This window comes from Acidovorax sp. M2(2025) (assembly GCF_049330835.1).
In the GTDB taxonomy this organism is placed as follows: Bacteria; Pseudomonadota; Gammaproteobacteria; order Burkholderiales; family Burkholderiaceae_C; genus Acidovorax.
In genome coordinates, this window is record NZ_CP186262.1 from 4,526,934 (window position 1) to 4,549,221 (window position 22,288).

The following is a 22,288-nucleotide window of genomic DNA, read 5'->3' on the forward strand; positions in this document are numbered from 1 at the left end:
ACCCCCATGCAAGACGCCGTGCCCGCAACCCTCGCCCCCGGATCCCGCGGCTCCAGCGATGCGCTGCTGCGGCTGATTGCGGACTCCGTGCCGGCGCTGATGGCGTACTACGACCTGCCGGGCCTGCACTGCCAGTTTGCCAACCAGGGGTATGCGGCCTACAACGGCCACACCACGGAATCCATCCTGGGGCTCACGGTGCGGGAGGCCATTGGCGACAAGGCGTGGGAGGCGATCCAGCCCCACGTGGAACGGTGCCTTCGCCGCGAGCACGTCAAGTACACGCGCGAGCAGACCTTGCCCAACGGCGAGCTGCGCATGATCGAGGTGAACCTCATCCCCCACTTTGCCCCCGGCGGACGGGAGCAGCTGGGCGCGTTTGTGCTCATCACGGACATCACCGAACGCTGGCGGGCCGAGCGCACGGTGCGCCAGAGCGAAGAGCGCATGCGCAAGTTCACCGAGGCCACGGACGAGGCCATCGTGTTCCACCGCGACGGCCTCATCACCGACGGCAACGAGGCCCTCACCCGCCTGACGGGCTATGCGCTGCAGGAGGTGATCGGCCTGTCGATCTTCAACTTCATCAGCCCCGAATGGCGGGCGGTGGCGCTGGACTACACGCGCAACGGGCGTGAAGACCCGTACGAGGTGACCATCTGCCACAAGGACGGCCACACCATTCCCGTGGAGGTGGTGGGCAAGACCATGCCCCTGCAGCACGCCGACTACCGCATCGTGGTGGTGCGCGACATCACCGCGCGCAAGCAGGCGCAGCAGCGCGAGGCCTTCATTGCGCTGCACGACCCGCTCACGCAGCTGCCCAACCGCCACTTCCTGATGGAGCAGCTCGCGCAGGTGCTGGCCCTGGCCCGCCGGCGCCACGGCAGCGTCGCAGTCCTGTTCATCAACCTGGACCACTTCAAGACGGTGAACGACTCGCTGGGCCACCACGCGGGGGACCAGCTGCTGTGCGGCGTGGCCGAGCGGCTGCGCCAGGACGTGCGGGATGCCGACGTGGTGGCGCGGCTGGGCGGCGACGAGTTCGTGGTGGTGCTGACCGACGTGCGCAGCCCGGACGACGCCGCCCGCGTGGCCGACAAGCTGCTGGCCTCCATGCAGCGCGTGTTCACCGTGAACGAGCTGCCGCTGACGGTGTCGCCCTCCATCGGCATCGGCCTGTTTCCCGACCACGCCGACCAGGCCGATGCGCTGGTGCGCTGCGCGGACGCTGCCATGCAGCATGCCAAGGAGAGCGGACGCGGCAACCGGCAGTTCTACGACCCCCGCATGGACGGCAGCGCCATCGACGTGCTGCAGCACGAGCGGCTGCTGCGCCAGGCCATTGCCGACAGCGCCTTCGTTCTGCACTACCAGCCCCAGATGCGGCTGGCGGACGGCGCGTTGCGCGGTTTCGAGGCGCTGGTGCGCTGGCGCCACCCGCAGCGCGGCCTGGTGGGGCCGGACGAATTCATCACCTTCTCGGAGTCGCGCGGGCTCATCACCCCCATTGGCCGCTGGGTGCTGCGCGAGGCCTGCCGCCAGCTCAAGGCCTGGCAGGACCAGGGGCTGCCCCAGGTGCCGGTGGCCGTGAACCTGTCAGCCCTCGAATTCCGCCAGCGCGACGTGGCCGGCGAGATCGCCACCGTGCTCGGCGAAACCGGCCTGGCGCCGCATTTCCTGGAGATCGAGCTGACCGAATCGGTGCTGCTGCACCAGACGGGCGAGGCCCTGGAGCGGCTCAACGCCCTGAAGGCGCTGGGCATCGGCATCGCCATCGACGACTTCGGCACCGGCTACTCGTCGCTGGCCTACCTCAAGCGCTACCCCATCGACAAGCTCAAGATCGACCGCTCGTTCGTTGCGGACACCCCGGACAGCGCCGACGACGTGGCCATCGTCACGGCCATCATCCAGCTGGCGCGCACGCTGCAGATCCGCACGGTGGCCGAAGGGGTGGAGACGCCGGCCCAGATGGAGCTGCTGGCGCGCCTGGGCTGCGACCTGGTGCAAGGCCACGCCGTATCGCCCCCGCTGGACGCGGACGGCATCCTGCGCTGGATGCGCGCCCTGCCGGCGCCAGCGCGCGGCGGGCTCTGACCCCCGGCCCCCCGCCGGCTTGTGGACAATAGGGGCCATGCCCCTGCTCCCCGACTTCATCGCCCCCACCCGCCACACCGACCCGGCCGAAGCGCTGGCCCAGGTGCAGCGCATCTACCAGCAACAGATCGGCCACCTGCGCGACGCCATGCACCGGTTCGTGACCGGTGAGACGCCCGCCAGCCCGGTGCGCGCGTTCTACCCCTTCGTGCGCGTGCACACGACCACCGTGGCCCGTGCGGACTCCAAGCTCGCCTACGGGTTCGTGGAAGGGCCGGGCCGGTACGAGACCACGCTCACGCGGCCCGATCTGTTCGCCAGCTACTACCTGGAGCAGTTCCGCCTGCTGCGCGCCAGCCACAACGTGGAACTGGAGGTGGGCACCAGCACCCACCCCATCCCCATCCATTTCTCCTTTGCGGAGCACGACCACATCGAAGGCACGCTGAGCCCCCAGCGCCGCATGCTGATGCGCGACGTGTTCGACCTGCCCGACCTGGCCGCCATGGACGACGGCATTGCCAACGGCACCTGGCAGGCGCGGCCCGGCGAGGCACAGCCGCTATCGCTGTTCACCGCCCCGCGCGTGGACTATTCGCTGCACCGCCTGCGGCACTACACCGGCACGGCGCCGGAGTGGTTCCAGAACTTCGTGCTGTTCACCAACTACCAGTTCTACATCGACGAATTCGTGCGCCTGGGCCATGCCGAGATGGCCCGGGAGGACAGCGAGTACGTCGCCTTCATCGAGCCAGGCAACGTGGTCACCCGCCGCGCCGGCCTGCCGGCGGAGGCCGGCGACGAGCTGGGCGTGGCCCCGCCGCGCCTGCCCCAGATGCCGGCCTACCACCTGGTGCGCAAGGACCACAGCGGCATCAGCATGGTGAACATCGGCGTGGGCCCGTCCAACGCCAAGACCATCACCGACCACATCGCCGTGCTGCGCCCGCACGCCTGGATGATGCTGGGCCACTGCGCAGGGCTGCGCAACAGCCAGCAGCTGGGCGACTACGTGCTGGCCCACGCCTACGTGCGCGAGGACCACGTGCTGGACGAAGAGCTGCCGCTGTGGGTGCCCATCCCGGCGCTGGCCGAGATCCAGCTCGCGCTGCAGCAGGCCGTGGCCGACGTGACCCAGGTGCCCGAGGCCGACCTCAAGCGCTTCATGCGCACCGGCACCGTGGCCAGCACCGACAACCGCAACTGGGAGCTGCTGCCCGACAACATGCCCCAGCGCCGCTTCAGCCAGAGCCGCGCCGTGGCGCTGGACATGGAAAGCGCCACCATCGCCGCCAACGGCTTCCGCTTCCGCGTGCCCTACGGCACGCTGCTGTGCGTGAGCGACAAGCCCCTGCATGGCGAGATCAAGCTGCCCGGCATGGCCAACCACTTCTACCGCGAGCGCGTGGACCAGCACCTGCGCATCGGCATGCGGGCCATCGAGATCCTGCGCAAGGGCGGCGTGGAGCGGCTGCACAGCCGCAAGCTGCGCAGCTTTGCGGAAGTGGCGTTCCAGTAGCGCCGCGGCCCGACCGCCCCAAGGCCCCGCCGCCGCCGCCGCCGCCGCCGCCGCGACCATGCCCCTGGACTTCTTCACGCTGATGGCCGTCATGGCCGCGAACCTGTTCATGATCTCGGCCGCGCTGCCGCTGATCATGGGCCGGGACGTGAGCCGCGCCGCCCGCAACGTGCAGGCCAGCCTGCTGCTGCAGGCGGTGGGCTGGTCGGCCATCATCGCGTCCTCCTCGCTGTGGGACCAGGCGCTGTCGACCGTCGCGATGGTTTGCCAGGCCACCGCGCAATGGGCCCTGTACCGCGCGCTGGAGGAGTGGCTGGGCCCGCGGCCCCTGCGGCGCACGCTGCTGGTGCTGGTGGTGGCGATGCCGCTGGGCTACACGCTGGGGTTTGACCACTATGCCTGGCGCGTGGGCTGGGCCAACGGGCTGCTGGCCGCGATCCTGTGCACCGTGGCCCGCGCCACGCTGTACCCCGCGACGCCGTCGGAGGGCCGCTGGCGCACGCTGCTGCTGGGGTGCCTGCTCACCTCCGCCTTCTTCACCCTGGCGCGGGGGCTGCTGGGCGCCTTCACCGACCAGTACCCCAGCTTTCGCACGCCGCACCCCGTCAACCTCGCGGCGGCCGTGGCCACCAACGTGAGCCTGGTGCTGGGCACCGTGGCGGTGCTGGTGGCCTGGCGCGCGGAGGCCGAGCAGAAGCTGCGCGCGCTGGCCATGACCGACGGCCTCACCGGCCTGCTCAACCGGCGCGGCTTTGATGCCCAGGGCGACACCCTGCTGGCGCACGCGTGGCGCCACCGCCTGCCGGTGACGGCCCTGATGCTGGACCTGGACCACTTCAAGCAGATCAACGATACGCACGGCCACGAGACGGGCGACCGGGCACTGCAGCTGTTTGCGCGGCTGCTCACAGACACCTGCCGCACCGGCGACCTCATCGCGCGCCTGGGGGGCGAGGAGTTCGGCGTGCTGCTGATGCACAACGCCACGCCCGCGGGCAGCGCCCTGGACAAGCGCCTGCGCCAGCGTCTGCGGGACGCCAGCGCCGCGGAGCTGGGCTTTGTGCTGGACTACAGCGCCGGCATGGCGCAGCTGCGGCCCGGCGAGTCGTCGCTGGCCGCGCTGATGGCCCGGGCGGACGAAGCGCTGTACAACGCCAAGACCGAGGGGCGGGGCCGGCTGGTGGCCGCGCCGTGACGCGCGGCCGCAGCGCTACGCTATGCATTGCATAGCGCCTTGCGCAGTACTGAAGCGCCTTCCGGCCATCTTCCCCACCCATTCGCACACAATCGGCCCATGACCGCACTCTTCGAAGCCCTGAACCTGCGCAAGCGCTATGGCGAGACCACCGTGGTGGACGACGTGTCGTTTGCCATTGCCCCGGGCGAATGCCTGGGCGTCATCGGCCCCAACGGGGCGGGCAAGACCACCACCATCCGCATGTGCCTGGGGCTGGCCGCGCCCGACGGCGGGACCGTGCGCTTCACCCCCCAGCCGGGCGCCGCGCCCTTGCACATGCCGCGCGACGCGCTGCCCATCAAGGCGCAGCTGGGCGTGGTCACGCAGTTCGACACCCTGGACCCGGACTTCACCTGCGCCGAAAACCTGCGCGTGTTCGGCCGCTATTTCGGCCTCAAGGGCCCGGTGATGGACGAGCGCGTCGCGCCGCTGCTGGAGTTTGCGGCCCTCACCCACAAGGCGGACGCCAAGCCCGGCGAACTGTCCGGCGGCATGAAGCGGCGCCTGTCACTGGCCCGCGCCCTGGTCAACAACCCGCGCCTGCTGCTGCTGGACGAGCCCACCACGGGCCTGGACCCGCAGGCCCGCCACCTGATGTGGGAGCGGCTGCAACTGCTGTTGCAGCAGGGCAAGTCCATCCTGCTGACCACACACTTCATGGACGAGGCCGAGCGCCTGTGCTCGCGCCTGCTGGTGCTGGACCATGGCAAGAAGATCGCCGAGGGCCGCCCGCGCGAGCTGATCGCCCAGCACCTGGAGCCTGACGTGGTGGAGGTGTTTGGCGCCGGCGCGGTGGCACTGGCGCACGACGCCGCCGTGCGCACGCTGGCCGCCCGGGTGGAGGTCAGCGGCGAGACGGTGTTCTTCTACACCCACGGCGCGCAGCCGCTGCTGCGGGCGCTGGGACAGCACGCCCACCTGCGCACGCTGCACCGCCCGGCCAACCTGGAGGACCTGTTCCTCAAGCTCACGGGGCGGCAGATCCGGGAGGATGGTTGAGGCTTCGCCGGGTCACGCTGCGCTCACCCGACCCCACCAAAAATGATAGCTGCCAGCGCTTGCTGCATAAGCGCTGGCGGCCAATTTTGCTTAAATCTCCGAGGCTCACACCCGGCGTGGCTTGACCTTGCTGGCCGCCAGCTTGGCGTGGGCCCGCGCGGTTTCCACGTCCGCCGCGCGCGCCAGCGCCACGCCCATGCGGCGCTTCACAAAGCTCTCGGGCTTGCCGAACAGGCGCAGGTCGGTGCCGGGCACGCGCAGGGCTTCGTCCACGCCGTCGAACACGATGCCTTGCGCCTCCACGCCGCCGTAGATGACGGCGCTGGCGCCGGGGTTGCGCAGGCTGGTGTCCACCGGCAAGCCCAGGATGGCGCGGGCGTGCAGCTCGAATTCGCTCTGGTGCTGGGTGCAAAGCGTGACCAGGCCGGTGTCGTGCGGGCGGGGGCTGACTTCGCTGAACCAGACCTGCTCGCCCTTGACGAACAGCTCCACGCCGAAAAGTCCCTGGCCGCCCAGGTTGTCCGTGACGGCCTTGGCGATCTGGCGGGATTTTTCGAGCGCAGCCGGGTGCATGGGGTGCGGCTGCCAGCTTTCCACGTAGTCGCCGCTCACCTGCACATGGCCGATGGGGTCGCAGAAGCTGGTGGTGATCTGGCCGTCCGCGCCCACCGAGCGCACGGTGAGCTGGGTGATTTCGTAGTCAAAGTCGATGAAGCCCTCGACGATCACGCGCCCGTGGCTCACGCGGCCGCCGGCCATGGCGTAGTCCCAGGCCTTCTTCACGCCCTCCGGGCCGTCGATCTTGCTCTGGCCCTTGCCGGAGCTGCTCATCACGGGCTTGACGATGCAGGGGTAGCCAATACCCGCGTCAATCGCGGCCTGCAGTTCTTCCAGCGAATTGCAGAACTTGTAGGGGCTGGTGGGCAGACCCAGCGTCTCGGCGGCCAGCACGCGGATGCCTTCGCGGTCCATGGTCAGGCGCGCGGCGCGGGCGGTGGGGATCACGCGCACGGTGCCGGCGGCTTCCAGCTCCTCCAGCATGGGCGTGGCAATGGCCTCGATCTCGGGCACGACCAGGTGCGGGCGCTCGGCCTCGACCAATGCCTTGAGCTGCGCCGGGTCGCTCATGGTGATGGTGCGCGCATGGTGGGCCACCTGCTGCCCAGGGGCGTTGTCGTAGCGGTCCACGGCAATGGTTTCCACGCCCAGGCGCTGCAGCGCGATCAGCACTTCCTTGCCCAGCTCGCCCGAGCCCAGGAGCATGACTTTGGTGGCGTGGGGGGACAAGGGGGTTCCAAGGGTGGTCATGGCGTGCTTTCGGGGTGAAGAGAGAAGTGAGAGGAATCGGACGCCCGCGAATGTAAACCAGCCGGGCGCAGAACTTGCAACACCCCGCCCATGCCCGCCCAGCCGCCCCCACCCGCCCCGCACAGCCCCGCTGCCGACTGGCACCGGCAGGAGCTGCTGCTGATGCGCGAGGTGATGCGCCTCATCGGCCGCAGCCTGGCGCCCGGCCTGGTGCTGCGCGAGATGCTGCACCTGATGAGCGAGCTGCTCGGCCTGAACCGCGGGCGGATCGTGCTGGTGGACGACGCGTCCGCCGCACCAGGCACGCAGCGCACCGCATCCATCCAGCATGCCTACGGCCTGACCCAGGCCGAGGTGGCGCGCGGGCACTACGCCTGGGGCGAAGGCATCACAGGCCGGGTGCTGGCCACGGGGCAGCCGGTGATCGTGCAGGACATCGACGCCGAGCCGCTGTTCCTGGGCCGCGTGGTGCCGCGCAGCCAGTTGCCGCCCGAGACGGTGGCCTTCATCGCACTGCCCATCGAGGTCAACAACGTGCCGATTGGCGTGCTGGCCTGCCACCGCATCCGCAGCCGCCAGCGCCACCTGAACGACGACCTGGCCGTGCTGCGCGTGCTGGCCACGCTGGTGGGGCAGTTGCTGCAGCTCGAAGCCCTGGTGGCCGACCAGACGCGGCAGCTGCAGGCGCGCAATGCCGTGCTGGCCAACGCGCTCAACACCAAAAGCGCGCGCTACGGGCTCATCGGCAGCTCCCCCGCGCTGCTGCAGGCGCTGGGCGAGCTGGAGCGCGTGTCGCAAACCCAGGCCACCGTGCTGCTGCTGGGCCAGTCGGGCACGGGCAAGGAGCTGTTTGCGCGCGCCGTGCACCTGGCCAGCGGGCGGCGGGACCGGCCGTTCATCAAGGTCAACTGCTCGGCCATTCCGGACACGCTGTTCGAGTCCGAGCTGTTTGGCTACGAGAAAGGCGCGTTCACCGGCGCCAGCACGGCGCGCGCGGGCTGGTTCGAGCAGGCCGACACGGGCACCATCTTTCTGGACGAGATCGGCGAGCTGCCGCTGGCCCTGCAGTCCAAGCTGCTGCGCACGCTGCAGGAGGGCACGCTGGTGCGCCTGGGCGGCCAGCGCGAGGTGAAGGTGAACGTGCGCCTGGTGGCCGCCACCAACCGCGACCTGGCGCAGGAGGTGGAGGCCGGGCGCTTCCGCCAGGACCTGTACTACCGCCTGAACGTCATCCCCATCCGCCTGCCCTCGCTGGCCGAACGGCGCGAGGACATCCGCGCGCTGGCCCTGCATTTTGTGAGCCGCGCCAACCAGGCACACCAGCGCAACGTCAACCTGCTGCCCGACGCGCTGGCCCGGCTGGAAGAGCACCCCTGGCCCGGCAACATCCGCGAGTTGGGCAATGTGATCGAGCGGCTGGTGCTGCTGGCCCCGGGCACGCTGGTGTCCGGCGAGACGCTGGAGCGGTTTCTGCCCGCCCTATCGCCACCTCCTTCGCAGCCCCCGCCGCCACCTCCGCCGCCATCCGCGCCGCCATTCCCTTCGCCAGCGCCCGCTACCGCCGCCTCGGCCCCGCTGGTGCGCGACTACCAGCCCGCGCACTCCCACAGCGCGCAGGAACTGCAGGCCGCGCTGGCCGAACACCACGGCAACCAGACGCGCGCCGCCCAGGCCATGGGCCTCACCCTGCGCCAGTTCAGCTACCGGCTGCGCAAGGCCGGGCTGCGCTGACACCGGCGGGGTCGGCCGCCCCGCCCCCCGCTGTGGACACTGTGTCGCCACTTTGTCGACACAGTGTTTGGCAGGCTGGCGGCGGGGCTTCCCTGTAGCGCCCGCCCACCCGGCGGATATTCAAATTTGATAGCTGCCCGCGCTTTACCAGCAAGCGCTAGCGGCCCATTTGGCTCAAACCTTGATCTCCCATCAAGCGCTGGCACACCTGTTGCGATAAGGGAGGCAGGCACACCCGCCTGGCCCCTCCACCGCAGCGAAAGGTTTCCCATGAGCACCGTCCCCGCTTCCGATGCCGTCCTCATCTCGCCCACCCAGCTGCAGGCCCTGCAAGCCGCAGAGCCTGTGGTGCTGATCGACACCCGCGACGCCGACACCTATGCGCAGGGGCACATCCCCGGCGCCGTGAATCTGCGCGAAACCTTCACCTACCTCGCCACCTCCACGCCCGAAGGGCTGCAGGAGCTGAAAGACACCTTTGCCGCACACCTGGGCGCCATCGGCCTCTCGGGCGCCGAGACAGCCGTGTTCTACGAAGACGCGCTCAACAGCGGCTACGGCCAGTCGTGCCGGGGCTACTACCTGCTGACCTGGCTGGGCTACCCCAAGGTCAAGGTCCTGAACGGCGGCTACTCGGCCTGGAAGGCCGCGGGCCTGCCCACCACCACCGACGCCGTGGTGCCCGCGCCCGCCATCTTCCCCACCGACCTGCCCCCCGCCGACGTGATGCTGACCAAGGAAGACGTGGTGGCCGCCCTGGGCACCGACACCGTGCTGCTGGACGTGCGCGACGTGGACGAGTGGATCGGCGAAAGCTCCAGCCCCTACGGCCGCGACTTTGCCCCGCGCAAGGGCCGCCTGCCCGGCGCCAAGTGGGTGGAGTGGTATCGCTTCATGAAGCCGTCGGCCCAGGGCCCCGTCTTCAAGTCGCCCGACGAGGTGCGCGCCGAGTGCGCCACCGCGGGCATCAGCCCGGCCGACACGGTGTACCTGTACTGCTTCAAGGGCGCACGCGCGTCCAACACGTTCCTGGCGCTCAAGCAGGCCGGCTTCACCGACGTGCGCATGTACTTCGGCTCGTGGAACGAATGGTCGCGCGACGAGAAGCTGCCCATCGAGGGCGGGCTGCCGCTGGTCCGGTTCCCCAGGAAGCCGGCCCTGGCGCTGGCGGCCTGAGGGACGCGGCCGCGCGCCCCTGCATTCCCTGCTGCGATTTTTCCCCAGCCCCTTTTCCTTTTTCCGTTCCTTTCCCTTCCCTTCTCTTACTTCAAGGCCCTCCATGTCCTCCGCACTGCTCGAACCCACCGCCCCCGTCACCACCGTGCACACGCACCTGCGCCCCATCGACCGCGACGGCCTGATGGCGTTTGCCGAAAAGGGCCGCAACAACCCCGCCAGCCGCGGCACCAACAAGGTCCACACGGTGATGGAGGGCCAGTACCGCTCGCTGAGCTATGTGGGCAGCCACGCCCCCGTGGTGGTGGACGAGCCGCTGCACCTGTTCGGCCAGGACACCGCGCCCGCGCCGGGCGAGATCGTGCTGTCGGGCCTGGGCGGCTGCCTAGCCGTGGGCATCACCGCCGTGGCCACCTGGAAGCAGGTCAAGCTCAGCAAGATCGAGGTCTTCATGGAAGGCGACATCGGCAACCCGGCGGCCTGGGGCGCTGGCGGCGCGCTGCAGAAGACGCCGCCCGAAATGGGCTTCCAGGCCATCCGCGTGAAGGTGCTGGTGGAAGGCGACGCGCCCCGCGAGGTGCTGGACGAGATCGTGCAGCACGCCAATTTCTACTCGCCGGTGGCCAACACGATGCGCAACCCCATTCCGTTCGAGATCAGCCTCGTGGACTGAGCCTCGCAGCCCCCGCGCCCCCTTCGCCCCTTCGCGCCCCCAAGGACCCGCCATGAACCCTGCCGACCTTCCCCCCCAACTCCACCAGGACGGCGCCCTGCGGGGCGATGCCCTGCTGGCCGCCGTGCGCACCATTGCCCAGGGCCCGCTGGCCGCGCAGGTGCAGGCCATCGACCGCTCCGGCCACTACCCCTGCGCAGAGCTGCAGCAGCTGGCCGCCGTGGGCGCCATGAGCGCGCACCTGGACAGCACCGCCGGCCCGGCGGACTACGGCCTGGCCATCCGCGCCATGGCAGAGGCCTCGCGCGTGTGCGGCGCCACCGGCTTCATGATGTGGTGCCAGGCGGTGTGCGGGCTGTACCTGCAGCAGTCGGGCAACCCGGCGCTGATGGGCGAGGTGCTGCAGCGCCACGCCAGCGGCGCGGGCATGGGCGGCACGGCGCTGTCCAACCCCATGAAGAGTTACGCGCAGATCGAAAGCCTGCTGCTCAAGGCCACGCCGGTGGAGGGCGGCTACCTCGTCAACGGCACGCTGCCCTGGGTGAGCAACCTGGCGCCGGGCCACTACTGCGGCGCCATTGCGGCGGTCGTCGAGGCGGAGGGCGCCGCCAGCCAGCGCGAATTGATGTTTCTGCTGCGCTGCGACGCGCCCGGCGTGGAGATGCGCGAGTGCCCCAGCTTCTCGGCCATGGAGGGCACGGGCACGTACGCGCTGCGGCTGAAGGACCACTTCGTGGGGGCCGCCGACACCATCGCAGACCCCGCGAAGCCGACCATCGCACGCATCCGCGCCGCCTTCGTGATGCTGCAGTGCGGCATGGCCGTGGGCATCGCGCAGGGCGCCATCGACTCGATGTGGGCGGTGGAGCCGCAGCTGGGCCACGTCAACCAGTTCCTGGAAGACCGGCCCGACGCGCTGCAGGCCGAGCTGGACGCGCTGGCCGCCCGGGTAATGAAGCTGGCCGAAACCCCGTTCGACACCCGCACCGAATTCTTCATCGACGTGCTGGACGCCCGCGCCCACGGCGCCGAGCTGTGCCTGCGGGCCACGCAATCGGCCCTGATGCACCAGGGCGCGCGCGGCTACCTCATGAGCTCCGACGTGCAGCGGCGCGTGCGCGAGGCGCACTTCGTGGCCATCGTCACGCCCGCCATCAAGCACCTGCGCAAGGAGATCGCCCGGCTGAGCACCGAGGAGATGCCCGCATGACGCCCCCCGCCGCATTTTCCGAGACCGCCCTGAACGCCGCGTCGCAGGCGCTGTGCAACGCCTATGCGGCAGACGCATCGGCGCAACCGCCCTGGCAAAGCTACATCTGCAACGCCTGCGGCTACATCTACCACGAGGCCGAGGGCGACCCGGACGGCGGCCTGCCGCCCGGCACGCGCCTGGCCGACATTCCGGACGACTGGGCCTGCCCGCTGTGCGGCGTGACCAAGGCCGACTTCGCGCCCTATGTGGCGCCCACGCCCGGCACGCTGGCCGCGCACGCCAGCCTCGCGCCAACGCCCCAGGCGCGCGGTGCGGCCGGGGTGGTCATCGTCGGCGCGGGCAAGGCCGGCTGGCAGCTGGCAGAAACCCTGCGCCAGGGCGACGCCCGCCTGCCCATCACGCTGGTCACCGCCTGCGCGGGCGACCGCTACGACAAGCCCTTGCTGTCCGTGGCCGTGGCGCGCGGCCTGGCCCCGCAATCGCTGGTCACCGAATCCGGGCCGGATGCCGCCCGGCGCCTGGGCGTCACGCTGATGGCGCACACGCACGCCGTGCGCATCTGCCCCGACACGCGCCAGCTGCGCACCACGCGCGGCACCCTGCGCTACCAGCACCTGGTGCTTGCACACGGCGCCCAGGCCGCGCTGCCCGAGGCGCTGCCGCCCGCGCTGTGCTGGCGCGTCAACCACCTGGCCGCCTACCAGCAGCTGCGCAGCCGCCTGGGCGAGCAGCCACGGGACGTGGCCATCGTCGGCGCCGGCCTGATCGGCAGCGAACTGGCCAACGACCTCGCACTGGCCGGGCACCGCATCACCCTGCTGGACACCGCCAACGAGCCTTTGGCCCGCTGGTCGCACCAGCAAGCCGGTGCGCAATTGCTGCAGGCCTGGAAAGACCTGTCCATTCGCTTCCTGGGGGGCGTGCAGGTGCAGTCGGTGGAACGCGTCGGAACGCGCCTGCGCATCACCACCGCCTGCAGCCAGCGCCTGGCCGCCGACGAAGTAGTGGCTGCCACCGGCCTCGCAACGCCCACGCGCCTGGCCCACAGCGCAGGCCTTGCCTGGGCCGACGGCATCGCCGTGGACGGCACCACGCTGCAGTCCAGCGTGGCCGGCATCTACGCGCTGGGTGACTGTGCCAGCGTGCACGGCCAGAGCAGCCGCTTCATCGAACCCATCGCCCGCCAGGCCCGCACCGCCGCGGCAGCCATCCTGGGCCAGACGCCCTGCCCCTACGAACCGGCAACGCCCGTCGTGCGCGTGAAGACCACCAGCCGGCCGCTGACGCTGCATTAAAAGCAAGGCGGCGCGCACTCTGCGCGCTGCCCAGTCTCTTGTCGTTTCCGCCAGCTACCGCCTCGCAAGGGTCGCCCGCCTTTTCAAGCCCAGCCGCTGGCAGCGTCCCCCTTCCCGAATTGCGCAGCCATTCGAGAAAAGGGGCTGAGTGCCTCGGCTCCAGGCCTGCCTGCGCAGGCCTGGACGGCAACGAAGAGCGGCCGCCTCTGGCGGCGGCACCGAGGCGCCGAAGGCGACTCAGGGGGTTAATACTGCTTGTACGGCAAGAACTTGCCCGACAGGACCACATTCACGCGGTCGCCATTGGGATTGGCCTCGCGCTGTATGTCCATGCTGAAGTCGATGGCGCTCATGATGCCGTCGCCAAACTCCTCGTGAATCAGCTCCTTGATGGTGGTGCCGTACACGCTCACCACCTCGTACCAGCGGTAGATCAGCGGGTCGGTGGGCACGGGCGTGGGCAGCGAGCCCTTGTAGGGCACCACCTGCAGCCACTTCTGTTCCTCGGCCGTGAGGCCGAAGATCTTGCCCACGATCTTGGCCTGCTCGGGCGTGGCGGTCATCTGGCCCAGGCACAGGGCCGTGGTCCATTCCTTGGACTGGCCGACCTTCTTGGCAATGGCATCCCATTGCAGGCCCTTGGCGACCTTGGTGCTGATGATCTTTTCGGTAACGTCGTTGCGGTTCATGGGGATGGCTCCTTGGGATTGATGGAGAGGGAGATGAAAGGAGGGGAAAAAAAAGTAAAACTCAGGGTGTGGTCGGCGCGCCGCATCAACAGTCAAGCCGGCGAGGCATTCAGCCGACCGGGCCAAACAGACTCGCACTCGATCCATCCGGACCGTTCGGGCTGAGCCTGTCGAAGCCTCGCGCGGCGCTTCGACGGGCTCAGCGTGAACGGGCGGAGGGTGTACAAACACATCGCTGCCGGATCAGTGGGCCTTTGCCCGGGTCACCAAAAAGTCCACGATGTGGTTGCGCAGCGCGTAGTAGCCGTCCAGGTGGTGCAGGCTGGTGCGCGTGCGTTCGCGCGGCAGCGGGTTCACCACCACCTCGGCCACGCCGCCCGGGCGGTAGCCCTCGCTGGTTTCGTTGCCGTTGCTCATGAGCAGGATGCGGTCGGCCAGCAAGATGGCCTCGTCCACGTCGTGCGTGATCATGAACACCGTCTGCTGCGTCTGGCGCACGATGGCCATCAGCTCGTCCTGGATGGTGCCGCGCGTGAGCGCATCCAGCGCGCCGAACGGTTCGTCCAGCAGCAGCATCTTGGGCTGAATGGAGAAGGCCCGCGCAATGCCCACCCGCTGCTTCATGCCGCCCGAGAGCTGCGAGGGCTTCTTGTCGATGGCCGGGCTCAGGCCCACCAGCGCGACGAACTTTTCCACATGCGCGTCGACCTGCGCGGCCTTCCAGCCGGGCCAGCGCGACTTCACGGCAAACGCGATGTTCTGGCGCACGGTGAGCCAGGGCATCAGCGCGTGGCTCTGGAACACCACGCCCCGGTCCAGGCTGGGGCCGGCCACCTCGCGGCCGTCCATGATGACGGTGCCCGACGTGGCCGTGTCCAGCCCTGCCAGCACGTTCAGGATGGTGGTCTTGCCGCAGCCCGAGTGGCCGATGATGCAGACGAACTCGCCCTTGTCGAGGGTGAACGACACGTCGGCAAACACGGGCTTGGCCGGCACATAGGCCTTGGCGAGGCGGTCGATCTGGAGGAATCCGGAAGTCACGGAGGCGGCCTTTCTGGGCGGGGAATCGTCGGCTTCGGGCGCGGCGGCGGCGCGGTGGGTCACGTCACTCCACATAGGTCACCGCCTTTTGCAGCTGGCCGAACGCCAGGTCCAGCAACATGCCCACCACGCCGATCACCAGGATGGCGAAGATCACGTTGGTGAGCGACAGGTTGTTCCACTCGTTCCACACGAAGTAGCCGATGCCCGTGCCGCCCACCAGCATCTCGGCCGCCACGATGACCAGCCACGCAATGCCCATGCTGATGCGCATGCCCGTGAGGATGGTGGGCGCCGCGGCGGGCAGGATCACCTGGAAGGCCTTGCGCAGCGGATGCACCTCCAGCGTGGCCGACACGTTGAGCCATTCGCGCTTGACGGACGCCACGCCAAAGGCGGTGTTCACCAGCATCGGCCAGACCGAGCAGATGAAGATCACGAAGATGCCAGAGATCGACGAGTCCTTGATGGTGTACAGCGCCAGCGGCATCCACGCCAGCGGGCTGATGGGCTTGAGCACCTGGATGAACGGGTCGAACGCGCGGCGCAGCAGCGGCGACATGCCGATGACGAAGCCCAGCGGAATCGCCACCAGGCAGGCCAGGCCAAAGCCCAGCGCCACGCGGCCCAGCGAGTGCGCGAGCTGGATGGCAATGCCCTTGTCGTTGGGTCCGTTGTCGTAGAACGGGTTGGACAGATGGGTCCACACCGTGCTGCCCATGTCGGCCAGCGACGGAAAACCGCTGCCCTTGGCACTGGCGCCGGGGTCCTTGCCCATCATCTTGGCGTACTCGATCTGTTCGGCCGTCATGCCCGCCGTGCCGCCACCGCCGCCGGAAGACGACGTGGCCACGTACCACACGCCCAGCAGCGTGAGGAAGATCAGCACGGACAGCAGGCCCGCGCGCAGGTTGAGGCTTTTGGCTGAATTCATCCTACTTCTCCTGTAGCGTCGCAATGCGCGACGAAGGTCGAAACGGGCGCTACGCAGGCCAGTGCGCCCGTGGAACTGGCTTCGCCAGGCCACCGGGTGCGTCCCCCTTCAGGGGGAAGGCGCCGAAGGCGACTCAGGGGGTGCCTCATCAAGCTGCCTTGCGGATGGGGAAGCTCCTGGCGTATTCCGCCGCCTTGGCGGCGTCGAACTCCTTGCCCATGATCTTGAACTTGGGGTACGCGCCGTCGGGCACCTTCTGGTCCAGGGCCTTCATCTGCTTCTTTGCGTCGGTGAGGAGGAACACCTTCTCGGCGATCTGCCGGTAGTCCACGTCGCCCTTGATGTAGCCCCAGCGCTGCATCTGCGTGAGCATCCACACGGCCATGCTCTGCCAGGGTATGGGGTCGAAGTCGGCGCGGTCGGGCACGTTCTGCACCTTGCCCAGGCCGTCGGCAAACTTGCCCGTGAGCACCTGGGCGATCACCGCCTCGGGCTGGTTCAGATAGGCCTGGGGCGCAATCACCTTGGCGATCAGCTCGCGGTTCTTGGGGTCGCGCGCCATGGCGGCCGAGGTGAGCACGGCGCGGTACAGCGCGGCAAAGGTGTTGGGGTTCTTCTGGATGAATTCGGTGCTGGTGCCGAACGCGCAGCAGGGGTGGCCGTTCCACAGGTCCTTGGTCAGCAGGTGGATGAAGCCCACCTCTTCGTACACCGCGCGCTGGTTGAACGGGTCGGGGCCCAGGAAGCCGTCGATGTTGCCCGCGCGCAGGTTGGCCACCATCTCGGCGGGTGGCACCACGCGCAGCTGCACGTCGGTGTCGGGGTTCAGGCCCGCCTCGGCCAGGTAGTAGCGCAGCAGGAAGTTGTGCATGCTGTACTCGAACGGAATCGCGAACTTGAAGCCCTTCCAGTTCTTCGGGTCGCGGTTGTTCTTGTGCTTCAAGGCCAGCGTGATGGCCTGGCCGTTCACGTTCTGGATCGTGGCCACGTTCATGGGCGTGGCGTTCGAGCCCAGGCCCATGGAGATCGCCAGCGGCATGGGCGAGAGGAAGTGCGTGGCGTCGTACTCCTTGTTGATCATCTTGTCGCGGATCAGCGCCCAGCCTGCCGTCTTGGTGACCTCCACATTCAGGCCCTGCTTGCTGTAGAAGCCCAGCGGGTGGGCCATGATGAGCGGCGTGGCGCAGGTGATGGGGATAAAGCCGATCTTGAGGTTCGTCTTCTCCAGCGCGCCCTGCTTCTCCTGCGCCATGGCCTGCAGGCTGGCCACGGGCAGCACGCTGGCAATGGCCGCCATGGCCGTGCCCTTGCCCACGGCGCGCAGGAAGCGGCGGCGCACCGCGTCCTGCGGGAACAGCGCCTTGACCAGCGTGGCTTCGATGAACTCGTTGCTGTAGGCCTCGAACTCGGAGGTCATGCTGCGCTGGCGCAAGGTGGCCGCTGCCGCGTCGGCCGACACCTCGGCGTGGTGGTCGGCCACCGTGTGGTCGCGGCCGCAGCTGCATTTCAGCATCAAGGGGCGGTCGGCATCGTAGGGCGAGAAGAATTCGGACATGGCACACCTCGTGGGACGTTGATGCCAGGCCCTACGCAAAGCATGGGCCAGCTGCGGGCCCTGCCGGGGCCGTGTCGTGAATTCGTGGGTGCCTTTGCTACAGCGTGTAGGGGCAGCACTACAAACCAGGCCCGCGAGGGCCGGTGCCTCACTGTGCGGGCGTGCCGCGCGCCAGCAGCGCCAGCTCCACGTCGTTGCGCGCGCCGGTCTTTTCGAGAATGCGGGCGCGGTAGGTGCTGACCGTGTTGGGCGCCAGCTTGAGCTGCGCACCAATTTCGCTCACGCTCTGCCCCGCGGTGAGCAGGCGGAACACCTGGTGCTCCCGGTACGAGAGCGCGTCCACCCCGGCGGGCGCGCCCTGGGCGGCCCGCACCGCGCCGGTGCGTTCCACCGCACCGGCCAGCGCCTGGGCGGTGGCCTCCGTCAGGTAGCGCCCGCCTGCGGCCACCTTGCGCACGGCGGCCACCATATCGTCGGGATCGGCGCTTTTGTGCAGGTAGCCCGCCGCACCCATCTGGATGCAGCGCACGGCGTACTGCCGCTCGGGGTAGGTGCTGAGCATCAGCACCGGCAGCGCCGGCCAGGCCTTGCGCAGGGCTTGCAGCACTTCGAGGCCATCCATGCCGGGCATGGCGATGTCCAGCAGCACCACGTCCAGCGGCTGCCCACCCCCGGCGCCCAGCAGCTGGCTCACCTGCGCCAGCACCTCGGCGCCCTCGGTGGCCTCGGCTGCCACGACGATCTCGGGCGTTCCGTTGGCCGGGTCGCCCAGCACCTGCTTGAGCCCCTCGCGCACGATGCGGTGGTCGTCCCCAATCAACACGCGAACGGTGGAATTCATGCAAGCTCCAGTGGAATCAGCAATTGCAGGCTCGACCCCTGGCCCGGTGCGCTGGTGATGCTGAGCCGCCCGCCCAGCTGCCGCGCACGCTCGCGCATGCCCATCACGCCATAGGCGGTGGGCGCCTCCAGCGCCTGGCGGGTGGCGCCCACGCCGTTGTCGCGCACGCTCAGCTGCAACGCAGCGTCCCGCACGTCAATGGCAATGTCGATGGCGCTGGCCTGCGCATGGCGGCCCACGTTGCTCAGCATCTCCTGGAAGATGCGGAACACGGCCATGGCCGCAGGCCCCGGCAGGTGCAGGGTCTCCGGCACGTCCATGTGCCAGGCCAGGCGCAGCTCGGCCGATTGGGCGAACTCCTGCGCCTGCCACTCCAGCGCGGCCCACAGGCCCTGGTGGTCCAGGATGCTGGGACGCAGGTCGGTGATGATGCGGCCCACGTTGTCCACGGCGGTCTCGATCAGGCGGCTCATGTTCTGGCACTTGCAGCGCATCTGGGTGCGCATGTCGCCTGCGGCCTCGGGCGTGCGCGCGCCCTGCTCGCCCAGGCGCTTGTGCAGCCAGTTCACGTCCATCTTCAGCGCCACCAGCAGGCTGCCCAGCTCGTCGTGCACCTCGCGGGCGATGCGCGTGCGCTCTTCCTCGCGCACCTGTTCCGAATAGGCCGACAGCTCGCGCAGCTGGGCCAGCGCCTGCGACAGCTCCTGGGTGCGGGCGGCCACGCGCCGCTCCAGCTCGTTGTTGGCACGCGCCAGCGCGTCGTGCGCGCGCTGCAGTTCGTCGGCCGCACGTTTGCGGCTGGTGATGTCGATAAAGGCGATGACGGCGCCCTGCACCTGATCGCCTTCCAGAATGGGGTGGCTCGAATATTCGACGGGGAACGCAGACCCGTCGCGGCGCCAGAACACCTCGGTGTCCACCCGGCAGGGCAGGCCCCGGCGAAACGCGTTGAAGATCGGGCATTCGCTGTCGGGATAGGGACTGCCGTCGGCATGGCTGTGGTGGGTGACGGCGTGCATGTTGCGGCCCATCACCTCTTCGGGTGTCACGCCCAGCATCTGCGCCCCTGCCCGGTTGAGGAACACGCAGTTGCCAGCCAAGTCGATACCGAACACCCCCTCGCCCGTGGATTCCAGCAGCAGCCCCAGGCGGTCTTTCCACAGCGCGCTGGCGCGGGTGGGCAGGTTCAGGACGTGGGCGGGCATGCGGGCACCCAAGCAATGGCCGTGCCCAGCGCACGCCGCAGGGGCTGTGCGCCGGCCCGCTGACACCGCACAATAGGCCAATGCAGACCGTTACCCCGTCCCCCGTGGCCGCTGCGCCCCCGCCCCCGCCGTCCGTCTGGCGCCCGCCCAGCCTGTCCGCACGCTGGTGGCCCGTCTTCCTGCGCAACTTCCTGGTCTGGCGCAAGCTGGCCCTTCCCAGCCTGGTGGGCAACATCGCCGAGCCGCTGATGTGGCTGGTGGCCTTTGGCTACGGCATGGGCGCGCTGGTCGGGCAGGTGAACGTGGGGGACACCCAGGTGGCCTACATCCTGTTCCTGGCCAGCGGCTCCATCTGCATGAGCGCCATGAACGCGGCGAGCTTCGAGGCGCTGTACTCGGCCTTCTCGCGCATGCACGTGCAAAAGACCTGGGACGGCATCATGAACGCGCCCGTCAGCCTGGACGACGTGGTGCTGGCCGAAATGCTGTGGGCCGCCTTCAAGGCGGTGTTCACCGTCACGGCCATCCTGGGCGTGATGCTGGCCCTGGGCATCAGCCACAGCCCCCGGCTGCTGGTGGCCTGGCCCGTGCTGCTGTTCGTGGGGGTCATGTTCTCCAGCATCGCGCTGATCTTCAACGCGCTGGCCAAGGGGTATGACTTCTTCACCTACTACTTCACGCTGGTGCTCACGCCCATGATGTTCCTGTCGGGCGTGTTCTTCCCGCGCGAGCAGCTGCCGCCCGTGGTGCGCGCCATCTCCGACTGGCTGCCGCTGACCAACGCGGTGGAGCTGGTGCGCCCGCTGTTCATGGACCAGTGGCCCGCCCAGCCGTGGCGCCATGGCGTGGTGCTGGTGGTGACCACCGTGGCGGCCTTCTGGGTGGCCCTGGCCCTGACCCGCAAGCGCTTCAAGGCATGACCGTGCTGCTCAGCCCCAGCCATATTGCCATGGTGGCCAAGGGCGTGTCGGCCATCGTGGCGTCACGCGATGGGGCCATGCGCCCGAGCATCATGCGGGCCGTGGGCAGCCACATCAGCGGCGATGGGCAGGAGGTCACGGTGTACCTGCGGCGCAGCCAGTCCGAACAGCTGCTGCATGACATTGCGCACACCGGCGAGATTGCCGTGGTCTTCAGCGTGCCATCCACCCACCAGACGTTGCAGCTCAAGGCCCGCCGGGCCACGCAGCGCCCGGCCCATGGCGGCGACTTGCCCGTGTTGCAGGCCTACCTGCGGTCCATGGTGCAGGAGGTGGGCCAGGTCGGCTACGGTCCGGAGTATGTGGCGGCCATGCTGGCAGCGCCGCTGCAGGATGTGGTGGCGGTGAGCTTCACGCCCACCAGCGCGTTCGACCAGACACCAGGCCCGCGCGCAGGCGCGCAGCTGTGTGCACCACCCACGCCTCCCGTATCGCGGCCATGAGCACCGCAGCCCCGTCCCTGCACAGCATCCGCCCCTGCCTGGAGGGTGCGATTCCCGCCATCATGGCGACCTGCGACCCCGACGGCACACCCAACGTGGCCTACATCTCGCAGGTGGTCTATGTGGATGCGGCGCATGTCGCGCTGTCGTTCCAGTTCTTCAACAAGACCCGCCAGAACATCCTGCGCAACCCACGCGCATCGGTACTGGTGCTGGATCCGCTCACCGCCCATTTCTACCGCCTGCACCTGCGGTACGAACGCACCGAGGACAGCGGCCCGGTGTTCGAGAGCATGCGCGCGCAGCTGGCGGGCATTGCATCGCATGCGGGCATGGCCGATGTGTTTGAGCTCAAGGGCGCCGACATCTATGCCGTCGAGCACATCGAATCGGTGGCGGGCGAAGGCCTGCCGGCACCCGCGCCACGCTCCGGGCTGCTGCACACGCTGCGCCTGTGCAGCGAAAGCATCGCACGCTGTACGGGGCTGGACGAACTGCTCCAAGGCGCGCTGCAGGGCCTGCAGCACAAGCTGGGCATCGAACACGCCATGGTGCTGATGCTGGACGCCAGCGCCCAGCAGCTCTACACGGTGGCCAGCTGCGGCTATGCCACTTCGGGCGTGGGCTCGGAGATCCGCCTGGGCCAGGGAGTGATCGGCATGGCCGCGCGGGAGCGCACGCCGGTGCGCATCAGCCACATGACGCACGCTGCCCTTTACAGCCACGCCATCCGCGAGAGCATGGACGCGCATGCCGCACCCGATGCGCCCCCGCTGCGCGGCCTGGACATCCCCTACCCCGGCCTGCCCGAGCCGCACAGCCAGGTGGCGGTGCCGCTGCTGTCGGCCGGGCGCTTGCTGGGCGTGCTGTTTGCGGAGAGCCCCGAGGACATGCGCTTTGGCTTCGAGGATGAAGACCTGCTGGTGGCCATTGCGGGCCAGCTGGCCGCCGCCATCGACCTGCTGCAGGCGGCGCCCGATGCGCCCGAGCCCCTGCCCGCCCCCACTGCGGCACCGCCGGTGAGCGGCAGCGCGCTGCGGGTGCGCCACTTTGCGGCCAACGACAGCGTGTTCATCAACGACGACTACCTGATCAAGGGCGTGGCGGGCGCCATCTTCTGGAAGCTGCTTCGCGACCACCAGCAGACGGGCCGCGTGGATTTCACCAACCGCGAACTGCGCCTGGACCCGGCCCTGCGGCTGCCCGAGGTGGCCGACAACCTGGAGGCCCGGCTGTTGCTGCTGCAGCGCCGCCTGCAGGAGAACAGCCCGCACATCCACATCGAAAAAACGGGGCGCGGGCGCTTTCGGCTGTGCGTTCTGCGTCCCGTGGTGCTGGAAGACGCCTGA

19 protein-coding genes are annotated in these 22,288 nt (G+C 69.2%); 12 read left to right on the plus strand and 7 right to left on the minus strand.

The window, feature by feature from the left end; genetic code table 11:
* The first annotated feature begins 6 nt into the window (after nt 1-6).
* The 4 genes from ACOYR3_RS20790 to ACOYR3_RS20805 all read left to right on the plus strand — a co-directional run bounded on the left by ACOYR3_RS20790 (nt 7) and on the right by ACOYR3_RS20805 (nt 5,855).
* Nucleotides 7-2,100: a putative bifunctional diguanylate cyclase/phosphodiesterase gene (locus ACOYR3_RS20790; RefSeq protein ID WP_422844198.1), complete on the plus strand. Its 2,094-nt coding sequence runs from the start codon at nt 7-9 to the stop codon at nt 2,098-2,100.
* Nucleotides 2,101-2,137: 37 nt separating this feature from the next.
* Complete coding sequence (locus ACOYR3_RS20795) at nt 2,138-3,619, plus strand: AMP nucleosidase (RefSeq protein ID WP_422844199.1); 1,482 nt, start codon at nt 2,138-2,140, stop codon at nt 3,617-3,619.
* Nucleotides 3,620-3,677: 58 nt separating this feature from the next.
* Nucleotides 3,678-4,814: a GGDEF domain-containing protein gene (locus ACOYR3_RS20800; RefSeq protein ID WP_422844200.1), complete on the plus strand. Its 1,137-nt coding sequence runs from the start codon at nt 3,678-3,680 to the stop codon at nt 4,812-4,814.
* A gap of 99 nt (nt 4,815-4,913) precedes the next feature.
* Nucleotides 4,914-5,855, plus strand: coding sequence for an ATP-binding cassette domain-containing protein (locus tag ACOYR3_RS20805; RefSeq protein ID WP_422844201.1), 942 nt, complete (start codon nt 4,914-4,916; stop codon nt 5,853-5,855).
* A 105-nt stretch (nt 5,856-5,960) separates the two neighbouring features.
* Here ACOYR3_RS20805 and purT read toward each other — a convergent pair whose 3' ends face one another.
* Nucleotides 5,961-7,163 carry a formate-dependent phosphoribosylglycinamide formyltransferase gene (gene purT / locus ACOYR3_RS20810; protein ID WP_422844202.1) on the minus strand — a complete coding sequence of 401 codons (1,203 nt, stop codon included), beginning with the start codon at nt 7,161-7,163 and terminating at the stop codon, nt 5,961-5,963.
* Nucleotides 7,164-7,253: 90 nt separating this feature from the next.
* Between purT and ACOYR3_RS20815 the strand changes: the two genes are divergently transcribed.
* The 5 genes from ACOYR3_RS20815 to ACOYR3_RS20835 all read left to right on the plus strand — a co-directional run bounded on the left by ACOYR3_RS20815 (nt 7,254) and on the right by ACOYR3_RS20835 (nt 13,251).
* Nucleotides 7,254-8,894, plus strand: coding sequence for a sigma-54 interaction domain-containing protein (locus ACOYR3_RS20815; RefSeq protein ID WP_422844203.1), 1,641 nt, complete (start codon nt 7,254-7,256; stop codon nt 8,892-8,894).
* A gap of 270 nt (nt 8,895-9,164) precedes the next feature.
* Nucleotides 9,165-10,070, plus strand: coding sequence for a sulfurtransferase (locus tag ACOYR3_RS20820; RefSeq protein ID WP_422844204.1), 906 nt, complete (start codon nt 9,165-9,167; stop codon nt 10,068-10,070).
* A gap of 103 nt (nt 10,071-10,173) precedes the next feature.
* The gene (locus ACOYR3_RS20825) at nt 10,174-10,743 is read left to right on the plus strand and encodes an OsmC family protein (protein ID WP_422844205.1); all 570 of its coding nucleotides are present in this window, start codon (nt 10,174-10,176) and stop codon (nt 10,741-10,743) included.
* Between the two features lie 52 nt (nt 10,744-10,795).
* Nucleotides 10,796-11,953, plus strand: a complete 1,158-nt coding sequence (locus ACOYR3_RS20830; protein ID WP_422844206.1) for an acyl-CoA dehydrogenase family protein — start codon at nt 10,796-10,798, stop codon at nt 11,951-11,953.
* Nucleotides 11,950-13,251, plus strand: a complete 1,302-nt coding sequence (locus tag ACOYR3_RS20835; protein ID WP_422844207.1) for an FAD-dependent oxidoreductase — start codon at nt 11,950-11,952, stop codon at nt 13,249-13,251. Before ACOYR3_RS20830 ends, ACOYR3_RS20835 begins: the two co-directional genes overlap by 4 nt.
* Nucleotides 13,252-13,496: 245 nt before the next feature.
* On the opposite strand, the gene cynS is transcribed toward ACOYR3_RS20835, so the two are convergent.
* The 6 genes from cynS to ACOYR3_RS20865 all read right to left on the minus strand — a co-directional run bounded on the left by cynS (nt 13,497) and on the right by ACOYR3_RS20865 (nt 19,516).
* Nucleotides 13,497-13,940, minus strand: a complete 444-nt coding sequence (cynS, locus tag ACOYR3_RS20840) for a cyanase (RefSeq protein ID WP_422844208.1) — start codon at nt 13,938-13,940, stop codon at nt 13,497-13,499.
* A 243-nt stretch (nt 13,941-14,183) separates the two neighbouring features.
* Nucleotides 14,184-15,056 carry an ABC transporter ATP-binding protein gene (locus tag ACOYR3_RS20845; RefSeq protein WP_422844209.1) on the minus strand — a complete coding sequence of 291 codons (873 nt, stop codon included), beginning with the start codon at nt 15,054-15,056 and terminating at the stop codon, nt 14,184-14,186.
* On the minus strand, nt 15,046-15,915 hold the full coding sequence (gene ntrB / locus ACOYR3_RS20850; RefSeq protein WP_422844210.1) for a nitrate ABC transporter permease: 870 nt from the start codon (nt 15,913-15,915) through the stop codon (nt 15,046-15,048). Before ntrB ends, ACOYR3_RS20845 begins: the two co-directional genes overlap by 11 nt.
* A 148-nt stretch (nt 15,916-16,063) precedes the next feature.
* Nucleotides 16,064-17,470 (minus strand): CmpA/NrtA family ABC transporter substrate-binding protein, encoded by a 1,407-nt coding sequence (locus ACOYR3_RS20855; RefSeq protein WP_422844211.1) that lies wholly within the window; start codon nt 17,468-17,470, stop codon nt 16,064-16,066.
* A gap of 148 nt (nt 17,471-17,618) precedes the next feature.
* Nucleotides 17,619-18,311, minus strand: coding sequence for a response regulator (locus ACOYR3_RS20860; protein ID WP_422844212.1), 693 nt, complete (start codon nt 18,309-18,311; stop codon nt 17,619-17,621).
* Nucleotides 18,308-19,516, minus strand: coding sequence for a PAS domain S-box protein (locus tag ACOYR3_RS20865; RefSeq protein WP_422844213.1), 1,209 nt, complete (start codon nt 19,514-19,516; stop codon nt 18,308-18,310). Before ACOYR3_RS20865 ends, ACOYR3_RS20860 begins: the two co-directional genes overlap by 4 nt.
* 80 nt (nt 19,517-19,596) lie before the next feature.
* Here ACOYR3_RS20865 and ACOYR3_RS20870 point away from each other — a divergent pair, with 80 nt between their 5' ends.
* From ACOYR3_RS20870 to ACOYR3_RS20880, 3 genes are read left to right on the plus strand one after another with little or no spacing between them, the layout of a single operon-like run.
* The gene (locus ACOYR3_RS20870) at nt 19,597-20,436 is read left to right on the plus strand and encodes an ABC transporter permease (RefSeq protein WP_422844214.1); all 840 of its coding nucleotides are present in this window, start codon (nt 19,597-19,599) and stop codon (nt 20,434-20,436) included.
* Entirely contained in the window at nt 20,433-20,939 is a 507-nt protein-coding gene (locus tag ACOYR3_RS20875; RefSeq protein ID WP_422844215.1) for a hypothetical protein, read from the plus strand. The genes ACOYR3_RS20870 and ACOYR3_RS20875 overlap by 4 nt, the downstream gene beginning before the upstream one ends.
* Nucleotides 20,936-22,288, plus strand: coding sequence for a GAF domain-containing protein (locus ACOYR3_RS20880; protein WP_422844216.1), 1,353 nt, complete (start codon nt 20,936-20,938; stop codon nt 22,286-22,288). The genes ACOYR3_RS20875 and ACOYR3_RS20880 overlap by 4 nt, the downstream gene beginning before the upstream one ends.

What these genes read in the sequence shown, in the direction of transcription:
- ACOYR3_RS20790 (WP_422844198.1), top strand. Translation starts at nt 7, where the DNA reads ATGCAAGACGCCGTGCCCGCAACCCTCGCCCCCGGATCCCGCGGCTCC.
- ACOYR3_RS20795 (WP_422844199.1), top strand. Translation starts at nt 2,138, where the DNA reads ATGCCCCTGCTCCCCGACTTCATCGCCCCCACCCGCCACACCGACCCG.
- ACOYR3_RS20800 (WP_422844200.1), top strand. Translation starts at nt 3,678, where the DNA reads ATGCCCCTGGACTTCTTCACGCTGATGGCCGTCATGGCCGCGAACCTG.
- ACOYR3_RS20805 (WP_422844201.1), top strand. Translation starts at nt 4,914, where the DNA reads ATGACCGCACTCTTCGAAGCCCTGAACCTGCGCAAGCGCTATGGCGAG.
- purT (WP_422844202.1), bottom strand. Translation starts at nt 7,163, where the DNA reads ATGACCACCCTTGGAACCCCCTTGTCCCCCCACGCCACCAAAGTCATG.
- ACOYR3_RS20815 (WP_422844203.1), top strand. Translation starts at nt 7,254, where the DNA reads ATGCCCGCCCAGCCGCCCCCACCCGCCCCGCACAGCCCCGCTGCCGAC.
- ACOYR3_RS20820 (WP_422844204.1), top strand. Translation starts at nt 9,165, where the DNA reads ATGAGCACCGTCCCCGCTTCCGATGCCGTCCTCATCTCGCCCACCCAG.
- ACOYR3_RS20825 (WP_422844205.1), top strand. Translation starts at nt 10,174, where the DNA reads ATGTCCTCCGCACTGCTCGAACCCACCGCCCCCGTCACCACCGTGCAC.
- ACOYR3_RS20830 (WP_422844206.1), top strand. Translation starts at nt 10,796, where the DNA reads ATGAACCCTGCCGACCTTCCCCCCCAACTCCACCAGGACGGCGCCCTG.
- ACOYR3_RS20835 (WP_422844207.1), top strand. Translation starts at nt 11,950, where the DNA reads ATGACGCCCCCCGCCGCATTTTCCGAGACCGCCCTGAACGCCGCGTCG.
- cynS (WP_422844208.1), bottom strand. Translation starts at nt 13,940, where the DNA reads ATGAACCGCAACGACGTTACCGAAAAGATCATCAGCACCAAGGTCGCC.
- ACOYR3_RS20845 (WP_422844209.1), bottom strand. Translation starts at nt 15,056, where the DNA reads ATGTGGAGTGACGTGACCCACCGCGCCGCCGCCGCGCCCGAAGCCGAC.
- ntrB (WP_422844210.1), bottom strand. Translation starts at nt 15,915, where the DNA reads ATGAATTCAGCCAAAAGCCTCAACCTGCGCGCGGGCCTGCTGTCCGTG.
- ACOYR3_RS20855 (WP_422844211.1), bottom strand. Translation starts at nt 17,470, where the DNA reads ATGTCCGAATTCTTCTCGCCCTACGATGCCGACCGCCCCTTGATGCTG.
- ACOYR3_RS20860 (WP_422844212.1), bottom strand. Translation starts at nt 18,311, where the DNA reads ATGAATTCCACCGTTCGCGTGTTGATTGGGGACGACCACCGCATCGTG.
- ACOYR3_RS20865 (WP_422844213.1), bottom strand. Translation starts at nt 19,516, where the DNA reads ATGCCCGCCCACGTCCTGAACCTGCCCACCCGCGCCAGCGCGCTGTGG.
- ACOYR3_RS20870 (WP_422844214.1), top strand. Translation starts at nt 19,597, where the DNA reads ATGCAGACCGTTACCCCGTCCCCCGTGGCCGCTGCGCCCCCGCCCCCG.
- ACOYR3_RS20875 (WP_422844215.1), top strand. Translation starts at nt 20,433, where the DNA reads ATGACCGTGCTGCTCAGCCCCAGCCATATTGCCATGGTGGCCAAGGGC.
- ACOYR3_RS20880 (WP_422844216.1), top strand. Translation starts at nt 20,936, where the DNA reads ATGAGCACCGCAGCCCCGTCCCTGCACAGCATCCGCCCCTGCCTGGAG.